Source organism: Amycolatopsis echigonensis, from assembly GCF_002846615.1.
GTDB classification, from domain to species: Bacteria; Actinomycetota; Actinomycetes; order Mycobacteriales; family Pseudonocardiaceae; genus Amycolatopsis; species Amycolatopsis echigonensis.
The window spans coordinates 319057-342855 of the sequence record NZ_PJMY01000002.1 but is presented as its reverse complement, the minus strand read 5'-3'; the positions used below and the strand labels follow the sequence as shown (position 1 = coordinate 342855).

Below are 23799 nucleotides of genomic sequence, written 5' to 3'. Positions count from 1 at the left end.
GGTTACGGGAGGCCCCGGGCGCTGCTGCACCCGGGGTACCCGTGGTGGATCAGCTCTGCTCCGAAGCCTTCACCGGCGGCCCTGCCGGACGCGAAGCGGCGCGGCGCGGACGGCGCCGGGCGCTGCGCACGGCCGGGGCCGGAACGTCGACCTCGGGTTCTTCGGCGGAGCCCGCTTCCGCGGTCTCCTTCGGGGCTTCCGCCTCCGGCGCGGCCTGGCCGGCCGCGGGCTCCGGCTGCTTCGGCTCCGGCTGCTGGACAGAGGCCGGGGCCTCCGTCCGGTCCTCGGCCTTTTCCGGCGCAGCGGCCTGCTCAGCCGGCTGTTTGACCGCTTCCTGCTCCTTCGCCTCGGCGGTCTCCGCCGACGCTTCCGGACCGTGGTGCTCGTGCTTCGCCTTGGACGCGTTGGCCATGGCCTGCACCGCCGTCACCACGGACTCGCGCTGCACCGGGGTCGGGGCCGGGACGGCCTGCTCCGGCTTGGGCTCGTGCTGCTCCTCGCCCTTCCCGCGGCCGCGGGAGCGCCGGGAGCTCTTGGTGTCGCCGCCGCCGTGGCTGTGTCCGTTGTTCCCGTTGTGCCCGTTCCCGGTGCCGCCGCCCGCGGTGCGCTGCGGTTCGGTGGACACGACGACGCCGCGGCCCTTGCAGTGCTCGCACGGCGCGGAGAACGCCTCGAGCAGCCCGGTGCCGATCTTCTTGCGCGTCATCTGGACCAGGCCCAGCGACGTGACCTCGGCCACCTGGTGGCGCGTGCGGTCGCGGCCGAGGCATTCGGTGAGCCGCCGCAGCACCAGGTCGCGGTTGGACTCGAGCACCATGTCGATGAAGTCGATGACGATGATGCCGCCGATGTCCCGCAGCCGCAGCTGGCGGACGATCTCCTCCGCCGACTCCAGGTTGTTGCGGGTCACCGTCTCCTCGAGGTTGCCGCCCGAGCCGGTGAACTTGCCGGTGTTGACGTCGATGACGGTCATCGCCTCGGTGCGGTCGATGACCAGGTAGCCGCCCGAGGGCAGCCAGACCTTGCGGTCGAGCGCCTTGGTGATCTGCTCGTCGATCCGGTGGTCGGCGAACGCGTCGCCGGTGCCGGTGTAGCGCTTGAGCCGGTCGGCCAGGTCGGGCGCGACGTGCTGCACGTAGCCGTGGATGGTCTCCCACGCCGTCGAGCCCTGGACCTCGAGCTTCGCGAAGTCCTCGGTGAACAGGTCGCGCACGACCTTCACCAGCAGGTCCGGCTCCTCGTACAGCATGGTCGGGGCCCCGCCCTTCTTGGCGGTCCCGGCCGAGGCCTTCTCCTTGATGACGTCCCACTGCGCCTTGAGCCGCTGGACGTCCCGGTCGAGCTCCTCCTCGCTGATGCCCTCCGAGGCGGTGCGGATGATGACGCCCGCGTCCTCCGGGACGATCCGCTTGAGGATGTCCTTGAGCCGGCGCCGCTCGTTCTCCGGCAGCTTGCGCGAGATGCCGGTGGCCCCGCCGGCGGGGACGTAGACGAGGAAGCGGCCGGGCAGCGAGATCTGCGTGGTCAGCCGGGCGCCCTTGTGCCCGACCGGGTCCTTGGTGACCTGCACCAGCACGCTGTCGCCGGTGGACAGCGCCTGTTCGATCTTGCGCGCCTTGCCTTCCAGGCCGGCGGCGTCCCAGTCGACCTCGCCCGCGTAGAGCACGGCGTTGCGGCCGCGGCCGATGTCGATGAACGCGGCCTCCATGCTGGGCAGCACGTTCTGGACGCGGCCGAGGTAGACGTTGCCGACGATCGAGCCGGTGCCCGCCGACGTCACGAAGTGCTCGACCAGCACGCCGTCCTCGAGCACGGCGATCTGCGTCGAGTCGCCCTTCTCGGCGACGACCATGGTGCGGTCGACCGACTCGCGGCGGGCGAGGAACTCGGCCTCGGACAGGATCGGGGCGCGGCGGCGGCCCGCCTCGCGGCCGTCGCGGCGGCGCTGGCGCTTGGCCTCCAGCCGCGTGGAGCCGCGGACGCTGCGCACCTCGTCGCGCGCCGGGCGCTCGGCCTCGGCGGCCTTGGCCTGGCGGACGTGCGTGACGGTGTTCGGCGGGTCGTCGGTGCCGGTCGCCTCGGCCGCTTCGTCGTCCCCGCCCTTGCGACGGCGGCGACGGCGGCGGCGCTTGGTGCCGCTCTCGGACTCGGCGTCGTCGTCGGACTCCGCCTCGGCCTCGCCCGCCTCGTCCGGCTTCTCGGTCTTGGCGTCCTTGGTGTCTTTGGAGTCCTTGACCTGCGAGGCCTGCTGGTCCTGCCGGTCTTCGGAGGTTTCGTCCTCGTTCTCGGACTGGGCCTCGTCGCTGCCCTTGCCCCGGCCGCGGCCGCGACGGCCGCGACGGCGCCGGCGGCGGCCGCCCGCGTCCTCGCTGTCCTCGTCGGAACGCTCGTCGCGGGTCTCGTCCGAGGTTTCTTCCTCGGCGGTGTCGGCGGCGCGCTCGCCCCGGCCCGGACGCTCGGCCTGCGCGGGAGCCTCGCCGACGCCGAACAGCGGCTCGGGCTTGCTCCGCGCCGGCTGCGGGGGCTCGGGCGGCAGGAAGACCGGCGAGGGCGCGGCGAAGACCGGCACGTGCACGGGGCCGCGGGCCGGGGTGGCCTGCTCGGTTTCCTGCTGCTCGGCCGGGATCGCGGGCGCGACGGCCCGGCGGGCGCGACGGGTGCGGGTGCGCTTCTCGCCGGTCTGAGCGGACTCCTGCTCGGCGGCGCCGGTCGCCTGCTCAGCAGCTTCCGGCTCGGCGGCGGCTTCCGCGGCAGCGGTCTCCGGCGCGGCATCGCCCGCAGCGGCGGCTTCGGGGGCGGCGCTCTGTTCGGCGGCTTCCGGCTCGGTGGTTTCCGGCTCGGTGGTTTCCGGCTCGGTGCTTGCGACCTCCGCGGCATCGGCCTCAGGCGCGGCAGCCTCACCGGCGGTCTCCTGGGCGGCGGGTCCCGGGACGGCCCCGCCGTCCTGGTCTCCGGCGGCCGCCTGCTCGGCGACGTCGTTTCCGGCGGCCGTGTCCTGGCCGGCCGCCTCGGCGGAGTCGCCCGCGGCCTCCGCGTCGAGGATCACCGCCACGCGGTGCGCGACCTCCTTGGTCACGCTCGACTGGGCGCTGCGGGGGCTCTCCCCCAGCTCGGCGAGCTTGCCGAGCAGGTCGCGGCTGCTCAGGCCGAGCAGCTTGGCGAGCGCGTGCACGCGGATGCGCGGCGGCAGCTCGCCCAGCCTGCTGGTCGTGGGTGCGGCGGTATTCCCGCCGGTCTGATCGGCGGGTGTGTCCGCGTTCGACATATGTCTCCTCCGCCCCCGGGCGCGTCAGCCGGTTCGCACCGGTGGTGACGCGGCCGCGCAGGGGCCCTTTCTGTTCCGTGCCCGCCGTGGTGGTGACCAGCGGCGGGAATCCTGCTGGCAGCCGTGCGGTCCGCCGGGTCGGCGGCCGCTCGGTTCCTGGTCTGCTCGGCGGGGTGCCGGCCTGCTCGCGACCCCCGGGCCACCCGCCACGACATCGACCTTGGCCCGGCCTCCCGGGGGCGACGCGCGTGGTGCCGGTCCGGCACTCCTCCGGGCCGCTCACGACGCGAGCGGGATGCCCGTCGGCGCAGCGGCCAACGCGAGTATCCCACACCCGGGGGGACACCCGGTGTAGTCGGTGTCCCGCGGCAGGCGCCCGGGCGTGCCGCGATCATGCGCCCGGGGGAACTTCCGCGCTTCGCTTGTCGCGCCGGGCCCGGGTGGTTAGCGTGCGGGCTCGGGCGCTCGCGCGGGCGCCCGGCATAGCCTCGCGCGCGGTGGGAGGTCCGGTGTCTGTGCTGGCGCGGCCGCTGCGCGCGGCCGTGTGCTCCCTCCTGGTTCTCGCCGGATGCGCGGCGGTCTCCCCCGCCGCCGCGAGTCCCGGATGCGCCTCGGACGGCCGGACGGTGCGCTACGTCGTCGCCTTCGACCGCGGCACCCCGGAATCCTCCGCCCGCCAGCAGACGAGCGCGGGCTGCGGGCAGCTCGTCGGCTACTACCCGCAGATTTCGGTGGCGGTCGTCACTTCAGCCGATCGGGCGTTCGCGGACCGCCTCGGCCCGGAACGGACGTTCAGCGCGCAAGCCACCCGCACGGCCGCCGAACGGCCGGGCACCGCCGCGCAGCCCGCGCGCGCCGAACTCCCGCTCAGCGATCCCGCGCGGGTCCCCGCGACGGACCTGTCCGCGCAGCAGTGGGACATGAACCTGATCGGAGCCCCGGCCGCGCACCAGATCACCGGCGGCAGCCGGGCGGTGGTCGTCGGCGTCCTGGACTCCGGCGTCGACCCGAAGCACCCCGACCTCGCCGCGGCGATCGACCCGGACGATTCGGCGGGCTGTCTCACCGGCGTCCCGGACCCCAGCCCGGCCGCGTGGCAGCCGACGACCTCCGCGCACGGCACGCACGTCGCGGGCATCATCGCCGCTGCGAACGACGGCAAGGGCATCACCGGCGTCGCGCCGGGCGTGCGGATCGCGTCGGTGAAGGTGATCGACGACCGCGGCTACGCCGATCCGGAGGCGGCGGTCTGCGGGATCATGTGGTCGGCGGCGCGGCATCTGCCGATCGCCAACAGCAGCTGGTTCGTGAATCCGTGGTCCCTGTCCTGCGTGCGCGGCAACGACCGCGGCGTGGTGCACGAAGTGCTGGCGCGAGCGGTCGAATACGCGACTTCGCAGGGCACGCTGAACGTCGCCGCCGCGACCAACGAGGCGGTCGACCTCACGCCGTCGGCCCGCTCGGGTTCGCCGTCCGCCGCCGGGAAGTGCGAAGCGCTGCCCGCCGGGCTGCGGGAGGTGGTGACGGCGTCGGCGATCAGCCCGGACCGGGTGAAGTCGGGCTACAGCTCGTACGGGCTCGGTGTGGTCGATGTCACCGCGCCGGGCGGCGGCGACGACCGGTGCGTGATTTCGACCGTCCCGGGCGGATACGCGCCGATGTGCGGGACGTCGATGGCCGCGCCGCACGTCGCCGGGGTGCTGGCGTTGCTCAAGTCGGTGCATCCGACCTGGACGGCCGCCGAGCTGCGCCGCGCGCTGGACTCGCGCGCGACGCCGATGCCGTGCCCGGACAACTACGACCTGACCGGCGACGGGGTGCAGGACGCCTACTGTTCCGGCTACGACGGATACAACGGCTTCTACGGCCACGGCCTCGTCGACGCGCGGTCCGCGGTGGCGCCCGCGCAGGCCGGACTGCCCAGCCCGGCGCGCTGAGCGGACCGCGCTCAGGTCAGCAGCAGTTTCGCGATCCTCCTTGTCGCGCCCCAGATCCCGATCGCGGCGAGCACCAGCAGGTACGCCAGGTTGCCCAGCATGCTCCAGGAGAAGATGCCGGTCGCGAGCCCGCGCATCAGCTCGATCCCGTGGTAGAGCGGGAAGCAGCGGACCAGCCACCGCAGCGCTTCCGGGTAGACCGTGATCGGGAAGAACGTGGTGGAGAACAGGAACATCGGCATCAGGATGAGCTGGATGTAGTCGAACTGCGACGTCGACTTCAGGAAGCTGACCAGCGCGATGCTGACGGCCGCGAACGCGAACGACACGAGCAGCGCGGCGGGCAGGAGCAGCAGCGCCCACCACGACGTGAGCAGCCCCATGACGCCGGTGACCGCCAGGAACGCGACCGAATAGAGGCCGCCGCGGATCATGGCCCACGCGATTTCGCCGAGCGCGACGTCGAGCGGGCCGACCGGGGTGGCCAGCATCGCGTCGTACGTCTTGGCGTAGCGCAGTTTGAAGAACAGGTTGTACGTGCACTCGAAGACCGCGCCGTTCATCGCCGACGATGCCAGCAGCGCGGGCGCGACGAACGCGACGTAGCTCATCGGCCGCCCGTCCGGCCCCGGCACCGTGGTGACCAGTTTGCCGAAGCCGACCTGGAAGGCGAGCAGGTAGAACAACGGCTCGAGCGCGCCGGACGCGAGCATCGTCCACGACCGTCCGTAGACGGTGAGCGCGCGTTCGATCAGCGCCGTCGCGCGGCCGCTGTACATCCCGGCGGGCAGGACGCGGAGCAGGATTCCGCGCCGCTGCGGAAGAATCGGGGCGTGCTGCAGGTCGGTCATCACGCCCTACCTTCATGACGTGCCGCCGGTCGTCCGGAATGATCGGTGGGCGCGGGCGGGATCGGCATGGCTTTCATCACGCTGCTCCCCGATGGCTCAGGTGGCTCCGCCACCGGTCCCGCCACCTTGTTCTGACCGCTGATTAGGCGCTGCGGACCATCGCTATGTAGGGCGTTGACGGCGGAATGAGGTTGCCGCGCCAAGCCGTTCGCTGAAGGACCGGAGGAGCCGTGACGCTGGTGGCGGGCATCGACATCGCCAAGGAATTCCATTGGGCCGCAATCGTTGTGGCTGAAACCGGGCGGGAGCTTGTATCGCGGCGAGTGGACAATGCGCCCGACGCCATCGGCGAGTTCATTGCCGAGCTCGCCCAGGCCGCCGCCGAGCACGGTCCGGCGACAGTGGGCATCGACGTGCTGGGCGGAATCGCGGGCCTGGTCACCGCGATGCTGCTGGACACCGAACACCGCTTGGTGCACGTGCCCGGCCTGACCGTGAACCGCTCCCGCCACGGCACCCGCGGCGGCGAGCACAAATCCGACCCCCGCGACGCCCGGGTCATCGCCGACCAGCTGCGGCTGCGCGAGGACTGGCGGCCGGTCACCGGCGACGACGAGCTGACCCTCGACCTGCGCCTGCTGGTCTCGCGCCGCAGCGACCTGGTGACCGAGCAAACCCGCCGCATCAACCGGACACGCGACATGCTGACCGGCATCTTCCCCGGCCTGGAGCGAGCTCTGGACCTGACCAACCTCGGGGACCTGCGCCTGCTGACGCGCTACACCACACCGGCCGAGATCCGCCGGGCCGGACGAGCCCGGATCACCGCCTACCTGCACCGCAACGGGGTCCGCAGCGACCGCGCCGACCGACTTGCCGCTGCCGCGCTCGAGGCCGCCGGACACCAACGCGTGCGGGTGCCCGGCGAAACGCGCACCGCGCAGTTCGTGCGCGAGCTGGCCAACGATGCGCTCACCACGCGCGCTCGTCTGTCCGCCGTGGATTCCGAGATCGCCGAGGTTCTTGACCAGCACCCTGACGCGGCCCTCGTCCGGAGCCTGCCCGGAATGGGGGCCACCCTCACCGCCGAATTCCTGGCCGAAGCAGGCGACCTGGCCCGATTCGCCGGCGCTGACGCGCTCGCTGCCGCCTCGGGCCTGGCTCCTGTGCTGCAACAGTCCGGGAAGATGCACTACCTGCGCAGAGCCACCGGCGGCGGCAAGAACCTCAAACGCGTCTTCTACCACTCCGCGTTCTGCGCTATCCAAGCCGACCCGGCCAGCAAGGCGTTCTACGCGCGCAAACGAGCCGAAGGCAAACGACACCAACAAGCCCTCATCGCACTCGCACGCCGCCGCGTGACGGTTCTCTACGCGATCCTGCGCACCCGCCAGCCGTACCAGGCCAACCACACCACAGTCACCCCTGCCGCTTGACAAAAGCATTAGACAGCCACCAGCCGTCGGTAGAAGCCTCGGTGCGCGATCGCCCAGCCGATCGCGACCAGCGCGGCCAGATACGCGAGATGCCCGAGCACCGGGAGCAGTCCGCGTCCGCCGAGGGTGGCGGCGCGCGCGAGCTCGGTCCCGTGCCACAGCGGGGAAATCCAGGCGAGCCAGCGCAGATACAGCGGCAGCTGGGCGATCGGGAAGAACGTGCCGGAGAACAGGGTCATCGGGATGACGACGAAGCGGAAAAGCAGCCCGAACCGCTGTCCCTCGTCGAAGGTCCACGCCGCCAGCGCGGCCATCAGCGATCCGCAGGCGAGCCCGGTGAGGACGCCGACGAGGATCACCAGCAGTGCTCCCGCGTTGGCCCAGGCGCCGAACAGCAACGCGATGAGCGCGTAGACCGCGCCGGAAAGAGCGAGCCGCAGAATGGTCCAGATCTGGTGGCCGCCGAGGACCTGGCCCGGAGACACCGGCGTCGCGGTGACGGCGAGATAGTCCTTCTGCCATTTGAATCCGCTGAGCACCGGATAGCTCGACTCGCTGACGCCCTGCTGCGCCGCGCCGGCGACGAGCAGCGCCGGGGCGACGTACTCGAGATACGACACGCCGCCGGTCGCCGGACCGGCTTTGACCTGCGAGCCGAAGCCGAGCCCCATCGCGGCGAGGAAGAGCACCGGTTGCAGGCCGGTGGAGTAGAGCGTGCTGAGCCAGTGCCTGCGGTACCACGTCCAGTAACCCTCGACGCGCAGCCAGGCGCCGTGGAAGCGGCCGACTACGCGGCCGGTGGCGGGAGCGGTCATCAGTCCACCAACGTCCGGCCGGTGAGGCGGAGGAAGACGTCCTCCAGGGAACTGCGCCGCACCAGGCTCGACAGCGGACGCAGGCCGCGCTCGTGGGCGCGCTCGAGGGTGGCCTCGCCGGTCATCGTGTAGAGCAGGACCCGGTCCGGGAGGACTTCGACGCGCTCGGCCAGCCCGTCGAGCCGGTCGGCCGCGTCCTGCTGCTCCCCCGGCGCGAACCGCAGCTCGACGACTTCCCGGGTGGAATGCCGGGCGATCAGGTCGGCGGGCGAGCCTTCCGCGGCGATCCGCCCGCCGTCCATGACGACCAGCCGGTCGCAGAGCTGTTCCGCCTCGTCCATGTAGTGGGTCGTGACGATCAGCGTGGTGCCGCGGGCTTTGAGCCGGAAAAGCCGGTCCCACAACAGATGCCGCGCCTGCGGATCGAGCCCGGTGGTCGGTTCGTCGAGCAGCAGCAGTTCGGGATCGTTGACCAGGGACCGGGCGATGGTGAGCCGCCGCTTCATGCCGCCGGACAGGGAATCGACCGGTTTCTCGGCGCGTTCGGACAGCTGCGCGAACTCCATCAGCTCCACCGCTTTGCGCCGCACGTGGGCGCGGGAGAGGCCGAAATAGCGGCCGTAGACGTGGAGGTTCTGCCGGACGGTGAGCTCCACGTCGAGGTTGTCCTCCTGCGGCACCACGCCCAGGCGCGCGCGGATCTTCGGCCCGTCGACGTTCGGATCCATCCCGAGGACGCGCAGATCGCCGTCGGTGCGCGGGGACACGCACGCGATCATCCGCATCGTCGACGACTTCCCGGCGCCGTTGGGCCCGAGGAAGCCGAACGCCTCCCCCGGCCGCACCTCGACGTCGACGCCGCGGACTGCCTCGAACTCTCCGAACCGTTTGACCAGCGCCTTCGCTTGCACGAGCGCTGGTTCCGATGCCGACTCTCCCACGAGGAACGACAGTAGAGGGAGGGACCGACAATTCTCGACCGGTTTCCCCGGAGGGCGGGCTACGGCATCCGGGTGGATCCGCACTGCCTCGGCAGGTATCGCCACCGCGAGCCCGACCGCAGCACGTCCGAGCTGTCCGTGAGGGGACCCCTGAGGGAATCAGATTCCCTCCAGGAGCGGCGGATTCACGGGGTGGTTGCAACACGTGGTGTTTGTTGGTGTGAGAGTAGTCGTGCGAGGGTTTCGGCTGGGGTGTGCCAGTCGAGGGTTTGGCGGGGGCGTCCGTTGAGTTCGGCGGCGACGCGGGCGAGGTCGTCGGTGGTGTGGCGGGACAGGTCGGTGCCTTTGGGGAAGTACTGGCGCAGCAGGCCGTTGGTGTTCTCGTTGCGTCCTCGTTGCCAGGGGCTGTGGGGGTCGCAGAAGTAGATCTGCAGGCCGGTGTCGAGGGCGATTTTCTTGTGGTGGGCCATTTCGGTTCCCTGGTCCCAGGTCAGAGACCTGACCAGCAGCGGGGGCAGGGTCTGGATCGCCTCGGTCATCGCCGCGGCAACGGTGGCGGCGTCGCGGCCGTGGGGCAGGTGCAGCAGCATGACGAACCGGGTCTGCCGTTCCACCAGCGTCCCGATGGCGGACGTGTTGTTTTTGCCCAGGATCAGGTCGCCTTCCCAGTGCCCGGGCACGGCGCGGTCGGCGGCCTCGGCCGGCCGCTGGCTGATGTTGGCCATGTCCCGGATCCGGCCCCCGGACCGGGCCCGGCGGGCCTGGGCTTGGCGGCGCGGCATCCGCAGCGCACGCCCGGTCCGCAGCGCCGCGGCCAGTTCCCGGCGCAGCGCGCCCCGGCCCTGCACGTACAGCGACTGGTAGATCGTCTCGTGCGACACCCGCATCTCCGGCCGGTCGGGGAAGTCCAGCACCAGTCTCGCCGAGATCTGCCGCGGCGACCACTTCCGGGCCAGCCCCGCCCGCACCGCGTCGCGCAGCTCGGCGTCAGCGGCCAGTTTCGCGACCTTGGGGCGTTTCGCGCGCTGCTCCGCGGCGTGCTGGGCGCTGCTGGCCCGGTAACCCGAGGACCCGGTGTTGCGGGACAGTTCCCGCGACACCGTCGACGCCGGCCGCCCGAGCGCCCGCCCGATCGCGCGGACGCCGTGGCCCGCCGCCCGCAAACAGGCGATCTCTTCCCGCTCGGCCAGGCTCAACCGCACCGGCCCCGCCCGACGGGGCGCATTCCCGATCACCCCGCCAGCCGGGCGGAACAACCGCACCCCGGTGTTCGGGCTCAGCCCCGCCGCGCGGGCCGCCGGCTTCGCCGCCAGCCCGCGCCGCACCTGCTCCCAGAACACCACCCGCACCGACCGCGGCAACCACCGGTACTTCCGCACCCTCGCCATCACAACCCGCCCCCTCAACCAGACGGCGTTGCAACCACCCCATGACCCCAAGGTCCCCTCACGGACTCCCACGGCACCAACCCGGCTCAGCGCACCGTCACCGGCACCGAACGGGTCACCCCGTTCACCGTCACCGAGATCTCCGCCGTTCCCGGGCGCAGGCCCCGCACCGTCCCGGTGGCCGGGTCGAGCGACACCACATCCCAGGGCGCGGGCGGCCAGCCGCCGATGTGCACCCCGCGACCGCCCCAAGCGGCGCTCACCGGGTACGCCACCGGGATCGATCGGCCTTCCTGGGTCATCGCAGCGGTCACCTTTCCGGTCCCGCCCCGCGAAAGAGTGCCCGGGCCGGTCACCGTCAGCGCGTCGACGTTCGGGCGCGTCTCGAACTGGACCGGCTGGCCGCGGTCCGACGGGTCGACCCGCACCAGCGTCCAGCCGACGAAACCGCCGTCGCCGGGGGCCGCGGCGGGGGTCTTGCCCGAGTTGCCGTTCACCAGGTACGGCACGCCGTCCGTGCGCGACAGCCCGAACACCCCGGCGTGCGACGCCAGCGAAGCAGCCGGTTTCCCGGACTTCTCCTCGAAACCGGTCAGCCACGTCTGCAGCAACGCGGCCTCCTTCCGGTCGCCCAACTGGGAATTGCCGGTCGGGCTCGGGTCCTTCACCGGATGGTGCATCGCGACGACCACACCGCGCACCGAGCGGTCCTGCGCAGCGTTGTCGAGCGCCTCGCGCAGCATGCGGACCTGGTCGAATCCGCCAGCGCGCAGCGAACCCCGCGAGGAATCCATCAGGATCAACCGCACGCCGTGGACGTCGACCACGCGGTGCGCTTCCCCGAACGCGGCCTGAAAATTGTTCAGGCCGTTGCCGCCCTCCGCTTCGTGGTTGCCGGGGACGTAGTACCAGGGGACGCGGCCGTCCAGCTCTTCGGTGATGATCTTGCGGGCCAGGACGAAGTCCGGCGCGGTGCCGCGGTCCACGAAGTCGCCGTTGATCACGACGAGGTCCGGTTTCGCGGCCACCGCTTCGCGCAGGGCTCGACGGGCCTGGCCGACCAGCGGGCCGTCCGGAGCATCCGCGGTGAACTGCGCGTCGCTGACGACCGCGATCTTCAGGCCGCCGTTGCCGAGCGTGCCGTTGGTGACCAGCGCCGGGTCCGGCACGGCCGGATCGTGCGGCACGGAGGTGGTCGGCGCGACCTCGAAGGTGAGGTCGTTGAAAACCAGCCTGCCCTCGTACTGCTTGGCGGGCGCGGTTTCCACGGCATAGAACCGGGTGAGCCGTTGTCCGTCCGGCAGTCCGGCGGGCACCGCGGCGGTCACGTATCGCCAGCCGGTCCAGGTGACGCTCAGCGAAAGGTCCACAATGGACGCCGTATTGGCACCGTCGCGAAGTTCCGCGCGGATCCAGGCTCCCTTGCCGTCGCCGTTGATCCACATGCCGATCTTCTGCGTGCCGCCCGGCACCGCGATCGGGTTGGCGGCGTTGACATACGCGGCGCGGGTGGCGGTGGTGCCGGTGAGCCGGTAGTCGAGCGCCAGACCCTTGCCGCCGTTGCGTCCGTCCGCCGACGACAGCGCCGCGCCGACGACCGCCGGATACACCGTCGCGGACCAGCCTTCCGGACCGGCCAGCGGTGCCGCGACCCGGGCTTCAGTGCCCACCGAGGCCGCCAAGTGCATGGTCTGTCCGCCCGCGTGCACGGTGATCGCGGTGGCCCCGGACGCGGTCTTCGCGGCGACCGCGAAACCCTTGCCCGACGGCTCGATCTTCACCACGGCGGGGTCGTATTCCAGCTTCACGTCCGACGGTTCGATCCAAGTGCCGTAACCGTCCGCGTCGTAGCCGTAGACCTGGAACTCGCCGCGCGCGTCGGCACCGGACAGCGCGACCTGCTTCGTGCTCGCGCCGAGGCGGACCGGTTTCCCCAGCACGGTCAGCTTCGTGCTGCCCTTCACCAAGTTCTGGTGCGCGGTGACGGTCACGTCGGCGCGCGCGTCCGGGTGCAGGAAGTCGGGCTGCGCGGTGAAGACATTCTTCGTGACAGTGCCGCGGACCGGGTTCGACGTGGTCCAGAACGGCTTCGACGCTACTGCGGCACCGGTCTCGTCGTGTCCGTTCGGCACGAGCGCGCGGCTCAGGCCGGACAGGACGCGAGTCGAGTTGTCGCCCTCCTGCGCGGGGGCGGGCACGAAGCCGGTCAGCCGTCCGCTGCCGGGCACGGTCGCGACGCCGATGCCGTTGGGCACCAAGCGTTCTCCGCCGTCCGAAGGCGAGTTGCGCACCGACGGCGCGGCTTCTCCTTCGCCACGCGCGAGCAGCGTCGAGGAGCCGCCGCCGTCGAGGTTGATCGCGTCGTCGGCACCGAGCCGCTTCAGCTGCCGGGCCATTTCGAGTTCGGTCATCCCGCGGCTGTCGGCCTGGCGGCCATCGACCGTGACGAGCCACATCCGCTTGCCGTCAGCGGAAAAGCCGACGCCGGTGCGCGGCGCGAGGGTGACGTCGTCGAGTTGCTGGAGCTGCCCGTCCTTCAGCAGCGTCTTGTTCCCGCCGACCGCGACCGCGATCTTGCCCGCGTCGGTTCGCGGCGCGTACGAGACTCCAACGCGGTCACCGACGTGCAGCGCCGACAGCGCGTCCGCACCAGCTTCACGGCCGAGGAGCAGCGTGCTGCCAGCCGGAATCGGGCCGTCCGCCGGCTGCGGGCGCACCTGCGTCACGACGCCGTCGCGGATCTCGACCTCGGCGACGCGTTGCGCGCCGGCCACGGACGTCGCGCGCGCCGAAGCGCCCCAGAGCGGTGTGTACACGCCGAGTGCGTCCTTCGCGAGCACCGGGCTGTTGAAATTCGTGGCGGGGACAGCGCGGCCGTCCGGCAGCGTGACCGACGCTTCGAGGAAGATGTCGGCGAGCTTCGCGCGGCCCTGCTCGGTGATCGCCGCGGTGGTGTTGTGGCCGGACGCGGGTGCGTTGTGCAGCTCGCCCTTGTCGATGCCGACACCGAGCGGCGCGCCGGAGGCATTGATGTCGAAGAAATCGCCGTTGACGCCCGCGACCGCACCGGCGCGAGCGACCTGCTGAGACAGCGGGGTGCGCGCGGAAACGGTGCCCGGGCTGAGGTAAGTCGGCTTCAGGACCTTGCTGGTGAGGTCGACGCTCAGCGCGTCGCCGCGGATCCAGCCCTTCGGGTCGAAGCGGTCGAATTGAGTGAGGTTGAGACCAGGTGCCACCGCGTTGGTGGCGCTGCTGGTCTCGAGACCGTCGTCGGCGGCGGGCGCCGCGGCGACGGCTGGAGCTTCCCTGGCCGAGGAGAAAGCGGAGGCGGTCTCGACCGGTGGCGAGCCGAGCGGAGCGGAGAGCGGGTCGGCCTGCGCCGGTGTGGCCAGCGACAGCGCGAGCAGGACGCTGAGCAGCACGGATCTTGATCTTTTCACCAGATACCCCCCGATCGCGAAAATGGCTCAGACCAGCCAAATCCATCGGCGCGACCGCCGGAAGTCCCCGCGGTGAACGGGACCTGAATGGCGCAGGATTATCCGCTCAGGGAGTCATACGAGCGGCGAGGAACCCCTTCGCGACGGCCGCGTCGCCAGCGATCTCGGGCTGCGTGTCGGTGCGATTCCACAGCAGCACCAGCAAATCCCGCGCGGGCGCCGCGACGGTGGCCACCGCTTCGCCCTCGCCCAGCTCGGGCGGTTCGCCGGGAACGACGGTCCACGCGTGCCCGGTGTCGGTGGTGCGCAAGGTGATCGGCGCGGCCAGCGGAACCTCGTGTTTCCAGCGCGCGACGCGCGGCAGCATCGTGCCGAGCACCTCGTGGACGCCGTCGGCGGCGATCAGCGGATCAAGCTGCGCCGTCCGGCCGCGCGCGCCGAACAGATCGACCAGATGGACGGCAGTTTCGTGCACCTGGCGACGGAACCAGAACGCCTTCGTCTTCGGCGCGGCGCCGAATACCCAGCACGAGTCGGCGGGATCGGCCGCTTCGAGCGCGTCCAGGAGTTCGGCGGCGCTCTCGCCGTACCAGGACGCGAGGTCGCCGCCCGGCGAAACGTCGAATTCCTGCTTGCTCAGCTCGCCGGTGCGGACGATCCCGGCGGCCCATCGGTGCACGTTGCCCAGATGCGTGACGAGGTCGCGCTTGGTCCAGTCGCCGCAGTACGGGACCGGATTGCCGAGGTCGCCCGGGGCTTCCGCGGCGAAGGCCCCAGTGAGCGTGCGGAGGTGCGGCAGGTAGTCGCGCGGCGGCAGCGGCAGAGCAGTCACCGGTGGAGGTTAACCGATGCGCTGGGTTCCGAGCACCGACAATAACCGCAGTGCTTCCTCGCCCGGCGAGCCCGGCGCGGCGGTGTACAGCACGACCTCCTGGTCCCGGTCGGAAATGCCGAGCACATCGCAATCCACGCACACGGTCCCGACGACCGGATGCTCGAACGTCTTGCTGAACGTCGATGCGGCCACCACGTCGTGCGACGCCCACAGCGCGGCGAACCGCTCGCTCCCCGCGAGCAAATCCGCGACGAGAGTGCGCACCTCGGGGTCGTCCGGGTACTTCGCCGCGGTCACCCGCAGCCGGTTGGCCATCGCGCGGGCGAACGCCTCGGCTTCCACCAAGCCGTACAAACGGTCACGGCCGCGCGGGAGGAAGACCCGGCGCGGCAAGCTGCGCTCCTCGCGGGACAGAGCGGAGAAATCCTCCAGCAGCGCGGCGGCGAGCGGATTCCAGGCGAGCACCTCGTACGTCGCGGAGAGCACGATCCCGGCCGTCTGCGGCAACCGGTCCAGCAGGTCGAGAATGGTTTGCCGGACCTCCCGGGACGGGCCCCGCGCGGGCCTCGGCGCGCCGGCGAGTTCGTGGAGGTGGTCGCCTTCGACGTCCGAGAGCCGCAGCGCGCGGGTCAGCCCGGCCAGCACCTCGTTCGACGGGTTCGGGCCGCGGGCCTGTTCGAGCCGCGTGTAGTATTCGACCGAGATGAACGCCAGCCGCGCGACTTCCTCGCGCCGCAGCCCGGGCGTGCGCCGCCGCCTGCCCGCGGGAAGGCCGACATCCTCCGGGGCGATGCGTTCGCGCCTGCTGCGCAGGAAACCCGCCAGTTCCGTTCGGTCCACCCGTCCAGTCTGCGCAGTCCGGGCGGGCTCAGCCAGGTACCCCCGATGCCTGGCTGCCGTCTCGTCGTCGAACGACCATCGAAGTCATGACCGAAACACGAACGAACAGCCTGCTCGACGGCAAGATCGCCTTCATCAGCGGCGCCGGGCGAGGGATCGGCGCGGCAGCGGCCCGGTTGTTCGCCGAGGAGGGCGCGAAGGTCGTCCTGGACGCGCGGACCGAAACGCAGTTGAAGACGGTGGCCGAACAAGTGCGCGCGAAGGGCGGCGTCGCGGATTACGTCCGGTGCGATCTCGCCGACCCGGCAAGCGTTCAGGCCGCGATCGACCGGGTGCTGGAGCTGCACGGCCGCCTCGACCTCGCGTTCAACAACGGCGCGACCGGCACGCCGCCGAGCCCGCTGGACGAGGTGCCGCTGGCCGACTTCGACCGCCTGTACCAGGTGAATCTGCGCGGACCGTGGCTGGCGATGGCCGCCGAGGTAAGGGCGATGCGGGCTGGTGGAGGCGGGGCCATCGTGAACACGTCCAGCATCGGCAGCTTCGGCGCGAACCCCGCGCTGCCCGTTTACGGCGCCGCGAAACGCGCGTTGAACAGCCTGACCGAATCGGCGGCGGTCGCTTACGGGCCGGAGGGGATCCGGGTGAACGCGATCGCGCCCGGCACGACGATGACCGAGATGATCCGGCGGTGGGAGGCGGAATCGCCGGGACTGCTCGACCGGCTCGCGGAGACCACTCCCCTCGGCCGCGCGGCCGATCCCGCCGAAATCGCCGAAGCCGCGGCGTGGCTGCTGAGCGACCGGGCTTCCTACGTGACCGGCGCCGTCCTGCGCGTCGACGGCGGCGCCCGGGTCTAGGAAACGCGAACGCCGGGCGGGGACCGAAGTCCCTGCCCGGCGTTCGGGAGGCTCAGTGCCGGACCAGCCGGATCAGCCCGATCACAGGTCCGGGAACCACAGCTTCAGCTCGCGCTCGGCCGACTCCGGCGAGTCCGAACCGTGCACCAGGTTGTACTGGGTCTCTAGCGCGAAGTCGCCCCGCAGAGTGCCCGGGGTGGCCTTCTCGACCGGATCGGTGCCGCCGGCCAGCTGGCGGAACGCGGCGATCGCGCGCGGGCCCTCGACGGCCATCGCGACGAGCGGGCCGGACGTGATGAACTCCAGCAGGTCGCCGAAGAACGGGCGCTCCTTGTGCTCCGCGTAGTGCTCCTCGGCGACGGAGCGCTCGACGGTGCGCAGTTCCAGCGCGGCCAGCTTCAGGCCCTTGCGCTCGATGCGCGAGACGACCTCGCCGACGAGGCCGCGCGCGACGCCATCGGGCTTGACGAGGACCAGCGTGCGTTCAGTCACGACGGTATTTCTCCTTGTGCGGATTCGTGTTAATCGGCGCTGAGCCTATCCGACGCGTCGGCCGGGCCGGTCAGGGCCGCTGCGGCTGCAGCGTCTTCGACCACAGCGAGGCCCCTGTCGCGTCGCGGAGGTCGACCGTCAGCGCCCCGCTCGCACCGTCCACATTCACCTCGCCGAAGTGCTGGAACCCTTGCGCCGGCGAGGAATTCTGCGTCTGCGGAGCGTGCACGAACACCGCTTCCGGGCCGAACGTCGGGTCGAGTTTGTTCGGGCCGAAGGCGCCGGCGTTGAGCGGTCCGGAGACGAATTCCCAGAACGGGTCGAAGTCCTGGAACGCGGCGCGCTCCGGCGAGTAATGGTGCGCGGCGGTGTAATGCACGTCGGCGGTCAGCCACACGACATTGCGCACGCGGTGCCGCGAGATCTGCCGCAGCACCCAGGCGAGCTCGGTCTCGCGGCCGCCGGGCGCGCCGGGCAGGCCGTTGGCGACCGCCTCGATGTCCTTGCCGTCCGGCACGACGAGGCCGATCGGCATGTCCGCCTGGACGATCTTCCAGGTCGCGGTGCTGCGCCGGAGCGCGTCGGCCAGCCAGCGGGCCTGCGCCTCGCCGAGGATGTGGCCGGGTTTGGTCTGGTCCGAGGTGTTGGCGTCGCGGTAGGTGCGCATGTCGAGCACGAACACCTCGACCCGGCTGCCGTAGCGGAAATTCCGGTAGACCCGGCCGTCGACGGCCTGGAGGCGGTCGATCGGATGCCATTCGTGGAACGCCTGGAACGCGCGCTGCGCGAGGACGTCGGCACGTTTTTCGGTGTATTCGGGACGGTCGTTGAGGATTTCGCCGGGGTACCAGTTGTTGACGACCTCGTGGTCGTCCCACTGGACATAGGCGGGAACCTCCGCGGCGAAACGGCGGAAGTGGGTGTCGAGCCGGTTGTAGGCGTGCTGGCCGCGGTATTCGTCGAGGGTTTCGGCGACCTTCGACTTCTCCGGCGTCACGATGTTGTGCCAGGTGCCCGCGCCGCCAGGGAGCGTGACAGTTTCGGTGAGCGGGCCGTCGGCGTACACGGTGTCGCCGCTGTGCAGGAAGAGGTCCGGGCGGCGGTCGGCCATCGCGGAGAAGATCGTCATGCCGCCGAGCGCCGGGTTGATGCCGTAGTTCTGGCCGACGACATCACCGCTCCACACGATCCGCGTGTTCGCGCGGCCGACCGGCGCGGTGGCGAAACGGCCGGCGACCGGTTCACTCGCGCTGCGGCCGTCGAGGTCCACCGCGGTGACGCGGTAGTGGTACTCGGTGCCCGGGGCCAGTCCGGCGACGCGCACCTTGCCCGTGCCGCCGGTGTCGGGCGTGACGAAGGGGCCGGGCACCCGCCGCGCGTGCCGGAACGACGGGTCGCGCGCGATCTCGACCATCAGCCGCGCGGGGCGGTCGGCTCGCGACCACACGATGCCGGAGCCGGCGGTCACGTCCCCGGACGCGACGCCGTGGGTGAGCACCGGACGGTCGCGGCGGACGAGCGGGGCGGCCGAGGCGGTGCCGGGCAGCAGCAGCCCGCCTGCCGCGGCGAGCGCGGGGACGGCGATTCCGGCTTTGAGGACGGAGCGCCGCGATGGGGTCGTTTCGGTCATGACGGTCGTTCTATCCGGCAACCACGGCCAAGCGGCCAATTCGGGCTGACCGCCGGGTGAACGGCTCACTCGGCAGGAGGAAGTTCACAACCAGTCGTTACGCTCGGTGTGCTTCCCGAACCATCTCGTGCTCGCACGAGGCCGCCTCCGAAGACAGCGGACGCTTCACGAATCCGTGCCGCCGGTACAAGACCAGCGCCTGCTCGTTGCCGCCCGCGACGCGCAACATCAGCTCACCGGCCCCGCGTCCTTCGCTCCAGCGCACGACGGCCCGGACGAGCGCGTCCCCGACTCCCCTGCCGCGGGCCGAGGGAGCGACCCACATCGACAGCAGCTCGGCTTTGTCGCCGCGTTCGGAAAGGTGCCCGCTGACCATCCCCGCCGGAACGCCGTCGAGGTCGGCCAGGGCGTTGAACGACACGTCCCGCAGCCGGGCCCGCCAGCGCGGTTCGGCATCATTTTCGCCTTGCCAGTCCGCGAGCTTCGCACTGAACGCCGCCGGATCCTCGCGCAGCGCCGCCAGCCGGAGGTCGCGCCACTCCGCCCAGTTCTCCGCGCTCAGCTCCCGCACCACGATCACACTTGCACCGTCGCCGTGGCGGCCCGGCCGTTACATCGGAATAGGGTGAAACCATGCGGATCGACCGGCTCGACCACCTCGTCCTCACCGTCGCCGACCTCGGCGCGACGGTCGATTTCTACACCCGCGTCCTCGGCATGGCCGAGGTGACGTTCGGGGCCGGGCGCAAGGCGCTGGCGTTCGGCTCCAGCAAGATCAACCTGCACGAGGCCGGGCACGAGTTCGAACCCAAGGCGGACCGGCCGACGCCGGGCAGCGCGGACCTGTGCCTGATCACGGCCGATTCGCTCGAGCAGGTCGTCGACGATCTGGCCGCGCACGGAGTGCCGATCGAGGAGGGCCCGGTCGACCGCACCGGCGCGACCGGGCCGATCCGCAGCGTGTACTTCCGCGACCCGGACCGGAACCTGATCGAGGTCAGCGTCTACCGCTGAGCCGGTACGGCCGCGGGCTCAAGCCTGGGGCTGCTGCTGGCTCGGCAACGTGCCCGCGGCCATCCGGCGCGCGACGTCGCGGCGCAGCCACAGGAACCACAGGAACGCGGCCAGGAAGATGATGCCGATGATCGCGATCGCCGGCTGCGTGACGCCGACCCCGATGATCGCCAGCTGCAGCAGCAGGATCACCGGCACCGCCCAGACGTGCTTCAGCAGACCGCACAGCACGATCAGCACCACGGCCAGCGCGATGACCGTCCAGCCGGTGAAGCTGGTGATGCCGCCGCCGAGTTTCGCGACGACGGGCAGCGCCAGCGCGACGGTGATCGCCTCCATGATCAGCGTTCCGGCCAGCACGCCGCGGAAGCCCTTCATCGGGTCCTTCGCGGGCGGCTTGACCGGCGTCTCGGGGTTCTCGCTCATGCGGGCTCCTTCCCGAACAGCGTGCGCGCGTCGCCCGCGGTGACCACTGAACCGGTCACCAGGACTCCGCCGCCCGCGAGCGGTTCCTCCGGGTCGTCGGTCTGCTCCACGAGGCCGATCGCGGTCTCGATCGCGGTCTCCAGGTCCGGTTCGGCGAGCACGCGGTCCTCGCCGAAGATCGACGCGGCCAGCTCGGCCAGGTCCTCGACCGGCAGCGACCGCGGCGACGAACTCCGCGTGACCACGATGTCGGACACGACCGGCTCCAGCGCGTCCAGGATGCCGCGCGCGTCCTTGTCGCCCAGCACGCCGACGACCGCGACGAGCCGGCGGAAGTTGAACTCGTCGGCGATCGTCGCGGCGAGCGCCCGCGCGCCCATCGGGTTGTGCGCGGCGTCGACCAGCACCGCCGGGGCGGCCCGCACGTGTTCGAGCCTGCCCGGGTTCTCAACCTCGGCGAACCCCTCGCGCACCGCCTCGACCACGAGCTGTTTGTCTTTGCCCGCCCCGAAAAACGCCTCGACCGCGGCCAGCGCGAGCGCCGCGTTCGCCGCTTGGTGCGCGCCGTGCAGCGGCAGGAAGATTTCGTCGTAGACGCCGCCGAGGCCCTGGAGCTTCAGCATTTGGCCGCCGACCGCGACCTCGCGTTCAAGCACGCCGAACTCGCTGCCCGCGCGCGCGACCGCGGCGTCGACCTCGACCGTGCGCTTCAGCAGGACGTTCAGCACCTCGGGGTCCTGCTCGCCGATCACCGCGACCGATCCGGGCTTGATGATCCCGGCCTTCTCCCCGGCCGCGTCGACCGCCGTCGGGCCGAGGTATTCGGTGTGGTCCAGCCCGATCGGCGTGATGACCGCGACCTGGGCGTCGGCCACGTTGGTCGCGTCCCACGCGCCGCCCATGCCCGCCTCGAGCACCGCGGCCTCCACTGGGGCGTCGGCGAACGCCGCGAACGCCATCCCGGTGAGCACCTCGAACTTGCTCATCGGCACGCCGTCCTCGCTGGCGCCGTCGACCATCGCCACGTACGGCGCGATGTCCTGGTACAGCCCGGCGTAGCGGGCGGCGGAGACCGGGCGGCCGTCGAGCGCGATCCGCTCGGTGACGAGCTGCAGGTGCGGGCTCGTGTAGCGGCCCGAGCGCAGTCCCATCCGGGTCAGCAGCGAATCGATCATCCGCGCGACCGAACCCTTGCCGTTGGTGCCCGCGACGTGCACCACGGGGTAGCCGCGGTTCGGCTCGCCGAGCAGGGTCATCAGCGCCTGGATCCGGGCGAGCGACGGTTCGAGCTTCGTCTCCGGCCAGCGCTGGTTCAGCTCGGCCTCGGCGGCCATCAGGTCGCGGCGCGCCTCCGGGCCGTTCTCGTCGCCGAACTCGGCGGGCGCGCCCTCGTCGTCGAGTTCGTGCAGCTCGGCGCCCTCCTCGGGGCGCAGGTCCGGCACCGGGCCGAGCGCCAGGTTGTCGCCGAGCTGGCCGATACCGCCGATCCCGCCGCGCGAACCGCCGCCGACGGTGTACGCCGCGTCCGGCGCGTCGAGGTCGGGCTCCAGCTCGTTCCCGGCGTCGTACTCGTCGTCGCCGTGGGCGAGCGCGCCCAGTTCGTCGACCCCCGCGAAACTGTCCGGATCGGAGAGATCCGGCCGCCGGGTCTCCTCGGGCTCCTCACCGCGCGGCACTCGTGCACTCCTTGAAGTCGCTGTCCCGGCGCGGTCGCGCGACCGGGGAAGACCAGGCGAAAGATTCGGCCTGGCACACCGTCGAGGGTACCCGGCGCCCGCCGCGCCCCCGGCGGCCCCGGGCCTCGGCGCGATCACGCCCGCGGCGATCCGTGGCAAGGTCGGCGACATGCCCTTCGACCACAACCATCACTATCACCCGACGCTGCTCCGGCTGCTGCCGCCGGGCCCCGGCCGCGCCCTGGACGTCGGCTGCGGCGACGGCCGGTTCGCCCGCAAGCTGGCCGCCGCCGGAATGACCGTCGAAGGCATCGACACGTCGGACGCAATGATCGCCCGTGCCGCCGCCACCGGTTCGCCCGGACCAGGCACGGTGGACTACCGCCGCGCGGACGTCACGACCGAACCGCTGGAGCCCGAGGCCTACGCCTACATCTCCTGCCTGGCCTCGCTGCACCACGTCCCGTTCGACACCGTCACGACACTGCGCGACGCCCTCGTCCCCGGCGGCGTCCTCGCGGTGCTCGGCTGCGCCCGCCCGAGCCGCCCCGGCGACTACGCCCGCGAACTCGTCGCCGTCCCCGCGAACGCCCTGGCCAGGCTGGCCGTCTTCGCCGGAGACCAGCTCAACGGCGGTCCGGACCCGGTCGCCAAGGCCCCGGTGCGCATGGACTTCCCGACGCTGAACGACGTCCGCCGGGACGCCGAGCGACTGCTTCCCGGCAGCACAGTCCGCCCGCTGGTGTTCTGGCGGTACCTGCTGGCCTGGCGGAAACCCGCGGATCACCCCGCAGCCGGGTGAAAACCCGCCCCGACCACCCGATCGGCGGAGAGCGCCAGAGCCCGCGGCGCCGAAAGGTAAAGCGGGTCGTACCGCTCGGGAGGACGGGGTTCGCATGCGCACCATCCGGATAGTGCTGGCCGCGATCGCGGCGCTCGCACTGCTTCTGTCGACGGCGGCGGCCGCCAGCGCCGCGCCCCGGCACTACCGCCACTACGTCGCCCTGGGCGATTCGTACACCTCGGGACCGCTCATCCCGCTGCCCCGGCTGGATCCGTTCGGCTGTTTCCGCTCGACGTCCAACTACCCGTCGATGCTGGCGAGCTCGCTGGCCGTCGACCGCTTCACCGACGTCAGCTGCGGCGGCGCGGACACCTCGAACATGACCAAGCCGCAAAGCGTGCCGCTTGGCCAGAACGCCCCGCAGTTCTCCGCGCTGCGCTCGGACACCGACCTGGTCACGCTCGGCATCGGCGGCAACGATTCGGGCCTGTTCGGCACACTGGTCAACACGTGCCCGACCCTGCGAGACTCGGATCCGACCGGAAACCCGTGCCAGCGGCACTTCACCGTCAACGGCGTGGACACGATCAAGGCGCTGCTGCCCAAGACGCAAGCGAGCATCCAGCAAGTACTGGCCGGAATCCGCGCCCGCTCGCCGCACGCGCGGGTGCTCGCCATCGGCTACCCCCGCATCGCCCCGGCGAAGGGCTACTGCCCGAACGTCCTGCCCTTCGCGAACGGCGACTACGCCTGGCTCTCGAGCGTCGAAGAAGCCCTGAACGCCGCCGTCAGCAAGGCGGTCGCCGCCGACGGTCGATCGTCCTATGTGGACATCTACACCCCGTCCTTCGGCCACGACGCCTGCCAGCCCCCCGGCGTCGCCTGGATCAACGGCAAAGACCTGAACCTGCTGGCCGCCGCGCCCTACCACCCGCTATACGCCGGAATGGCCGGAGAAACCAAGGTCATCCGCCAACACCTGCGCTGACAACACCGTGAAGGGCTCCTTGAGGGAATCTGATTCCCCAAGGAGCCCTTCACGGACCTATACCGGCACCGACGCACCAGGCACCCACACCACCCCCGCGCCGTAGTCACACTCAGCTTCGGGGTGCCCCCACGCACCCCCCGGCGCAATGTCGCCGCCAGGCGACGAGCCGAAACCCAGC

At 71.5% G+C, this 23799-nt stretch carries 19 protein-coding genes; 6 read left to right on the top strand and 13 right to left on the bottom strand.

What is annotated here, in order from left to right:
• Positions 1-49 precede the first annotated feature (49 nt).
• Positions 50-3265, bottom strand: a complete 3216-nt coding sequence (locus ATK30_RS03220) for a translation initiation factor IF-2 N-terminal domain-containing protein (protein WP_101434236.1) — start codon at positions 3263-3265, stop codon at positions 50-52.
• Positions 3266-3774: 509 nt separating this feature from the next.
• On the opposite strand from ATK30_RS03220, the gene ATK30_RS03215 reads away from it, so the two are divergent.
• Complete coding sequence (locus ATK30_RS03215) at positions 3775-5202, top strand: S8 family peptidase (RefSeq protein WP_101434235.1); 1428 nt, start codon at positions 3775-3777, stop codon at positions 5200-5202.
• 11 nt (positions 5203-5213) lie between these two features.
• Here the strand turns inward: ATK30_RS03215 and ATK30_RS03210 are convergent, their stop codons facing one another.
• Positions 5214-6053 carry an ABC transporter permease gene (locus tag ATK30_RS03210; protein ID WP_101434234.1) on the bottom strand — a complete coding sequence of 280 codons (840 nt, stop codon included), beginning with the start codon at positions 6051-6053 and terminating at the stop codon, positions 5214-5216.
• 230 nt (positions 6054-6283) lie between these two features.
• Between ATK30_RS03210 and ATK30_RS03205 the strand changes: the two genes are divergently transcribed.
• A complete protein-coding gene (locus ATK30_RS03205) occupies positions 6284-7489 on the top strand; it encodes an IS110 family RNA-guided transposase (RefSeq protein ID WP_037366834.1) in 1206 nt (401 codons plus the stop codon).
• 8 nt (positions 7490-7497) lie between these two features.
• Here ATK30_RS03205 and ATK30_RS03200 read toward each other — a convergent pair whose 3' ends face one another.
• The 6 genes from ATK30_RS03200 to ATK30_RS03175 form a co-directional block, all read right to left on the bottom strand.
• The gene (locus ATK30_RS03200; protein WP_101434233.1) at positions 7498-8304 is read right to left on the bottom strand and encodes an ABC transporter permease; all 807 of its coding nucleotides are present in this window, start codon (positions 8302-8304) and stop codon (positions 7498-7500) included.
• Positions 8304-9245, bottom strand: a complete 942-nt coding sequence (locus tag ATK30_RS03195; RefSeq protein ID WP_101434232.1) for an ABC transporter ATP-binding protein — start codon at positions 9243-9245, stop codon at positions 8304-8306. Before ATK30_RS03195 ends, ATK30_RS03200 begins: the two co-directional genes overlap by 1 nt.
• A gap of 185 nt (positions 9246-9430) precedes the next feature.
• Positions 9431-10633 carry an IS30 family transposase gene (locus ATK30_RS03190; protein WP_208637252.1) on the bottom strand — a complete coding sequence of 401 codons (1203 nt, stop codon included), beginning with the start codon at positions 10631-10633 and terminating at the stop codon, positions 9431-9433.
• Between the two features lie 86 nt (positions 10634-10719).
• Positions 10720-14055, bottom strand: a complete 3336-nt coding sequence (locus tag ATK30_RS03185; protein WP_101434231.1) for a phosphodiester glycosidase family protein — start codon at positions 14053-14055, stop codon at positions 10720-10722.
• Positions 14056-14179: 124 nt separating this feature from the next.
• Complete coding sequence (locus ATK30_RS03180) at positions 14180-14905, bottom strand: maleylpyruvate isomerase family mycothiol-dependent enzyme (protein ID WP_101434230.1); 726 nt, start codon at positions 14903-14905, stop codon at positions 14180-14182.
• 9 nt (positions 14906-14914) lie between these two features.
• Entirely contained in the window at positions 14915-15748 is an 834-nt protein-coding gene (locus ATK30_RS03175; RefSeq protein ID WP_101434229.1) for a helix-turn-helix transcriptional regulator, read from the bottom strand.
• 86 nt (positions 15749-15834) lie between these two features.
• On the opposite strand from ATK30_RS03175, the gene ATK30_RS03170 reads away from it, so the two are divergent.
• Complete coding sequence (locus ATK30_RS03170) at positions 15835-16608, top strand: SDR family NAD(P)-dependent oxidoreductase (RefSeq protein WP_101434228.1); 774 nt, start codon at positions 15835-15837, stop codon at positions 16606-16608.
• An 81-nt stretch (positions 16609-16689) separates the two neighbouring features.
• On the opposite strand, the gene ndk is transcribed toward ATK30_RS03170, so the two are convergent.
• The 3 genes from ndk to ATK30_RS03155 form a co-directional block, all read right to left on the bottom strand.
• A complete protein-coding gene (gene ndk / locus ATK30_RS03165) occupies positions 16690-17100 on the bottom strand; it encodes a nucleoside-diphosphate kinase (RefSeq protein ID WP_101434227.1) in 411 nt (136 codons plus the stop codon).
• A 70-nt stretch (positions 17101-17170) separates the two neighbouring features.
• Positions 17171-18730 (bottom strand): alkaline phosphatase D family protein, encoded by a 1560-nt coding sequence (locus tag ATK30_RS03160; protein ID WP_101434226.1) that lies wholly within the window; start codon positions 18728-18730, stop codon positions 17171-17173.
• A 97-nt stretch (positions 18731-18827) separates the two neighbouring features.
• Entirely contained in the window at positions 18828-19310 is a 483-nt protein-coding gene (locus ATK30_RS03155) for a GNAT family N-acetyltransferase (protein WP_101434225.1), read from the bottom strand.
• 53 nt (positions 19311-19363) lie between these two features.
• Between ATK30_RS03155 and ATK30_RS03150 the strand changes: the two genes are divergently transcribed.
• The gene (locus ATK30_RS03150; RefSeq protein WP_101434224.1) at positions 19364-19744 is read left to right on the top strand and encodes a VOC family protein; all 381 of its coding nucleotides are present in this window, start codon (positions 19364-19366) and stop codon (positions 19742-19744) included.
• Between the two features lie 18 nt (positions 19745-19762).
• On the opposite strand, the gene ATK30_RS03145 is transcribed toward ATK30_RS03150, so the two are convergent.
• Entirely contained in the window at positions 19763-20170 is a 408-nt protein-coding gene (locus tag ATK30_RS03145) for a DUF4233 domain-containing protein (protein WP_101434223.1), read from the bottom strand.
• Positions 20167-21846, bottom strand: a complete 1680-nt coding sequence (folC, locus tag ATK30_RS03140) for a bifunctional tetrahydrofolate synthase/dihydrofolate synthase (RefSeq protein WP_101434222.1) — start codon at positions 21844-21846, stop codon at positions 20167-20169. Before folC ends, ATK30_RS03145 begins: the two co-directional genes overlap by 4 nt.
• A gap of 169 nt (positions 21847-22015) precedes the next feature.
• Here folC and ATK30_RS03135 point away from each other — a divergent pair, with 169 nt between their 5' ends.
• A complete protein-coding gene (locus ATK30_RS03135) occupies positions 22016-22648 on the top strand; it encodes a class I SAM-dependent methyltransferase (RefSeq protein WP_101434221.1) in 633 nt (210 codons plus the stop codon).
• Positions 22649-22742: 94 nt separating this feature from the next.
• Entirely contained in the window at positions 22743-23618 is an 876-nt protein-coding gene (locus tag ATK30_RS03130) for an SGNH/GDSL hydrolase family protein (protein WP_101434220.1), read from the top strand.
• Positions 23619-23799 lie beyond the last annotated feature (181 nt).

Bases quoted from the DNA above. Each gene is read 5' to 3' on its own strand.
- ATK30_RS03220 (WP_101434236.1), bottom strand. From the start codon at position 3,265: ATGTCGAACGCGGACACACCCGCCGATCAGACCGGCGGGAATACCGCC.
- ATK30_RS03210 (WP_101434234.1), bottom strand. From the start codon at position 6,053: ATGACCGACCTGCAGCACGCCCCGATTCTTCCGCAGCGGCGCGGAATC.
- ATK30_RS03200 (WP_101434233.1), bottom strand. From the start codon at position 8,304: ATGACCGCTCCCGCCACCGGCCGCGTAGTCGGCCGCTTCCACGGCGCC.
- ATK30_RS03190 (WP_208637252.1), bottom strand. From the start codon at position 10,633: ATGGCGAGGGTGCGGAAGTACCGGTGGTTGCCGCGGTCGGTGCGGGTG.
- ATK30_RS03170 (WP_101434228.1), top strand. From the start codon at position 15,835: ATGACCGAAACACGAACGAACAGCCTGCTCGACGGCAAGATCGCCTTC.
- ATK30_RS03160 (WP_101434226.1), bottom strand. From the start codon at position 18,730: ATGACCGAAACGACCCCATCGCGGCGCTCCGTCCTCAAAGCCGGAATC.
- ATK30_RS03150 (WP_101434224.1), top strand. From the start codon at position 19,364: ATGCGGATCGACCGGCTCGACCACCTCGTCCTCACCGTCGCCGACCTC.
- ATK30_RS03145 (WP_101434223.1), bottom strand. From the start codon at position 20,170: ATGAGCGAGAACCCCGAGACGCCGGTCAAGCCGCCCGCGAAGGACCCG.
- ATK30_RS03135 (WP_101434221.1), top strand. From the start codon at position 22,016: ATGCCCTTCGACCACAACCATCACTATCACCCGACGCTGCTCCGGCTG.
- ATK30_RS03130 (WP_101434220.1), top strand. From the start codon at position 22,743: ATGCGCACCATCCGGATAGTGCTGGCCGCGATCGCGGCGCTCGCACTG.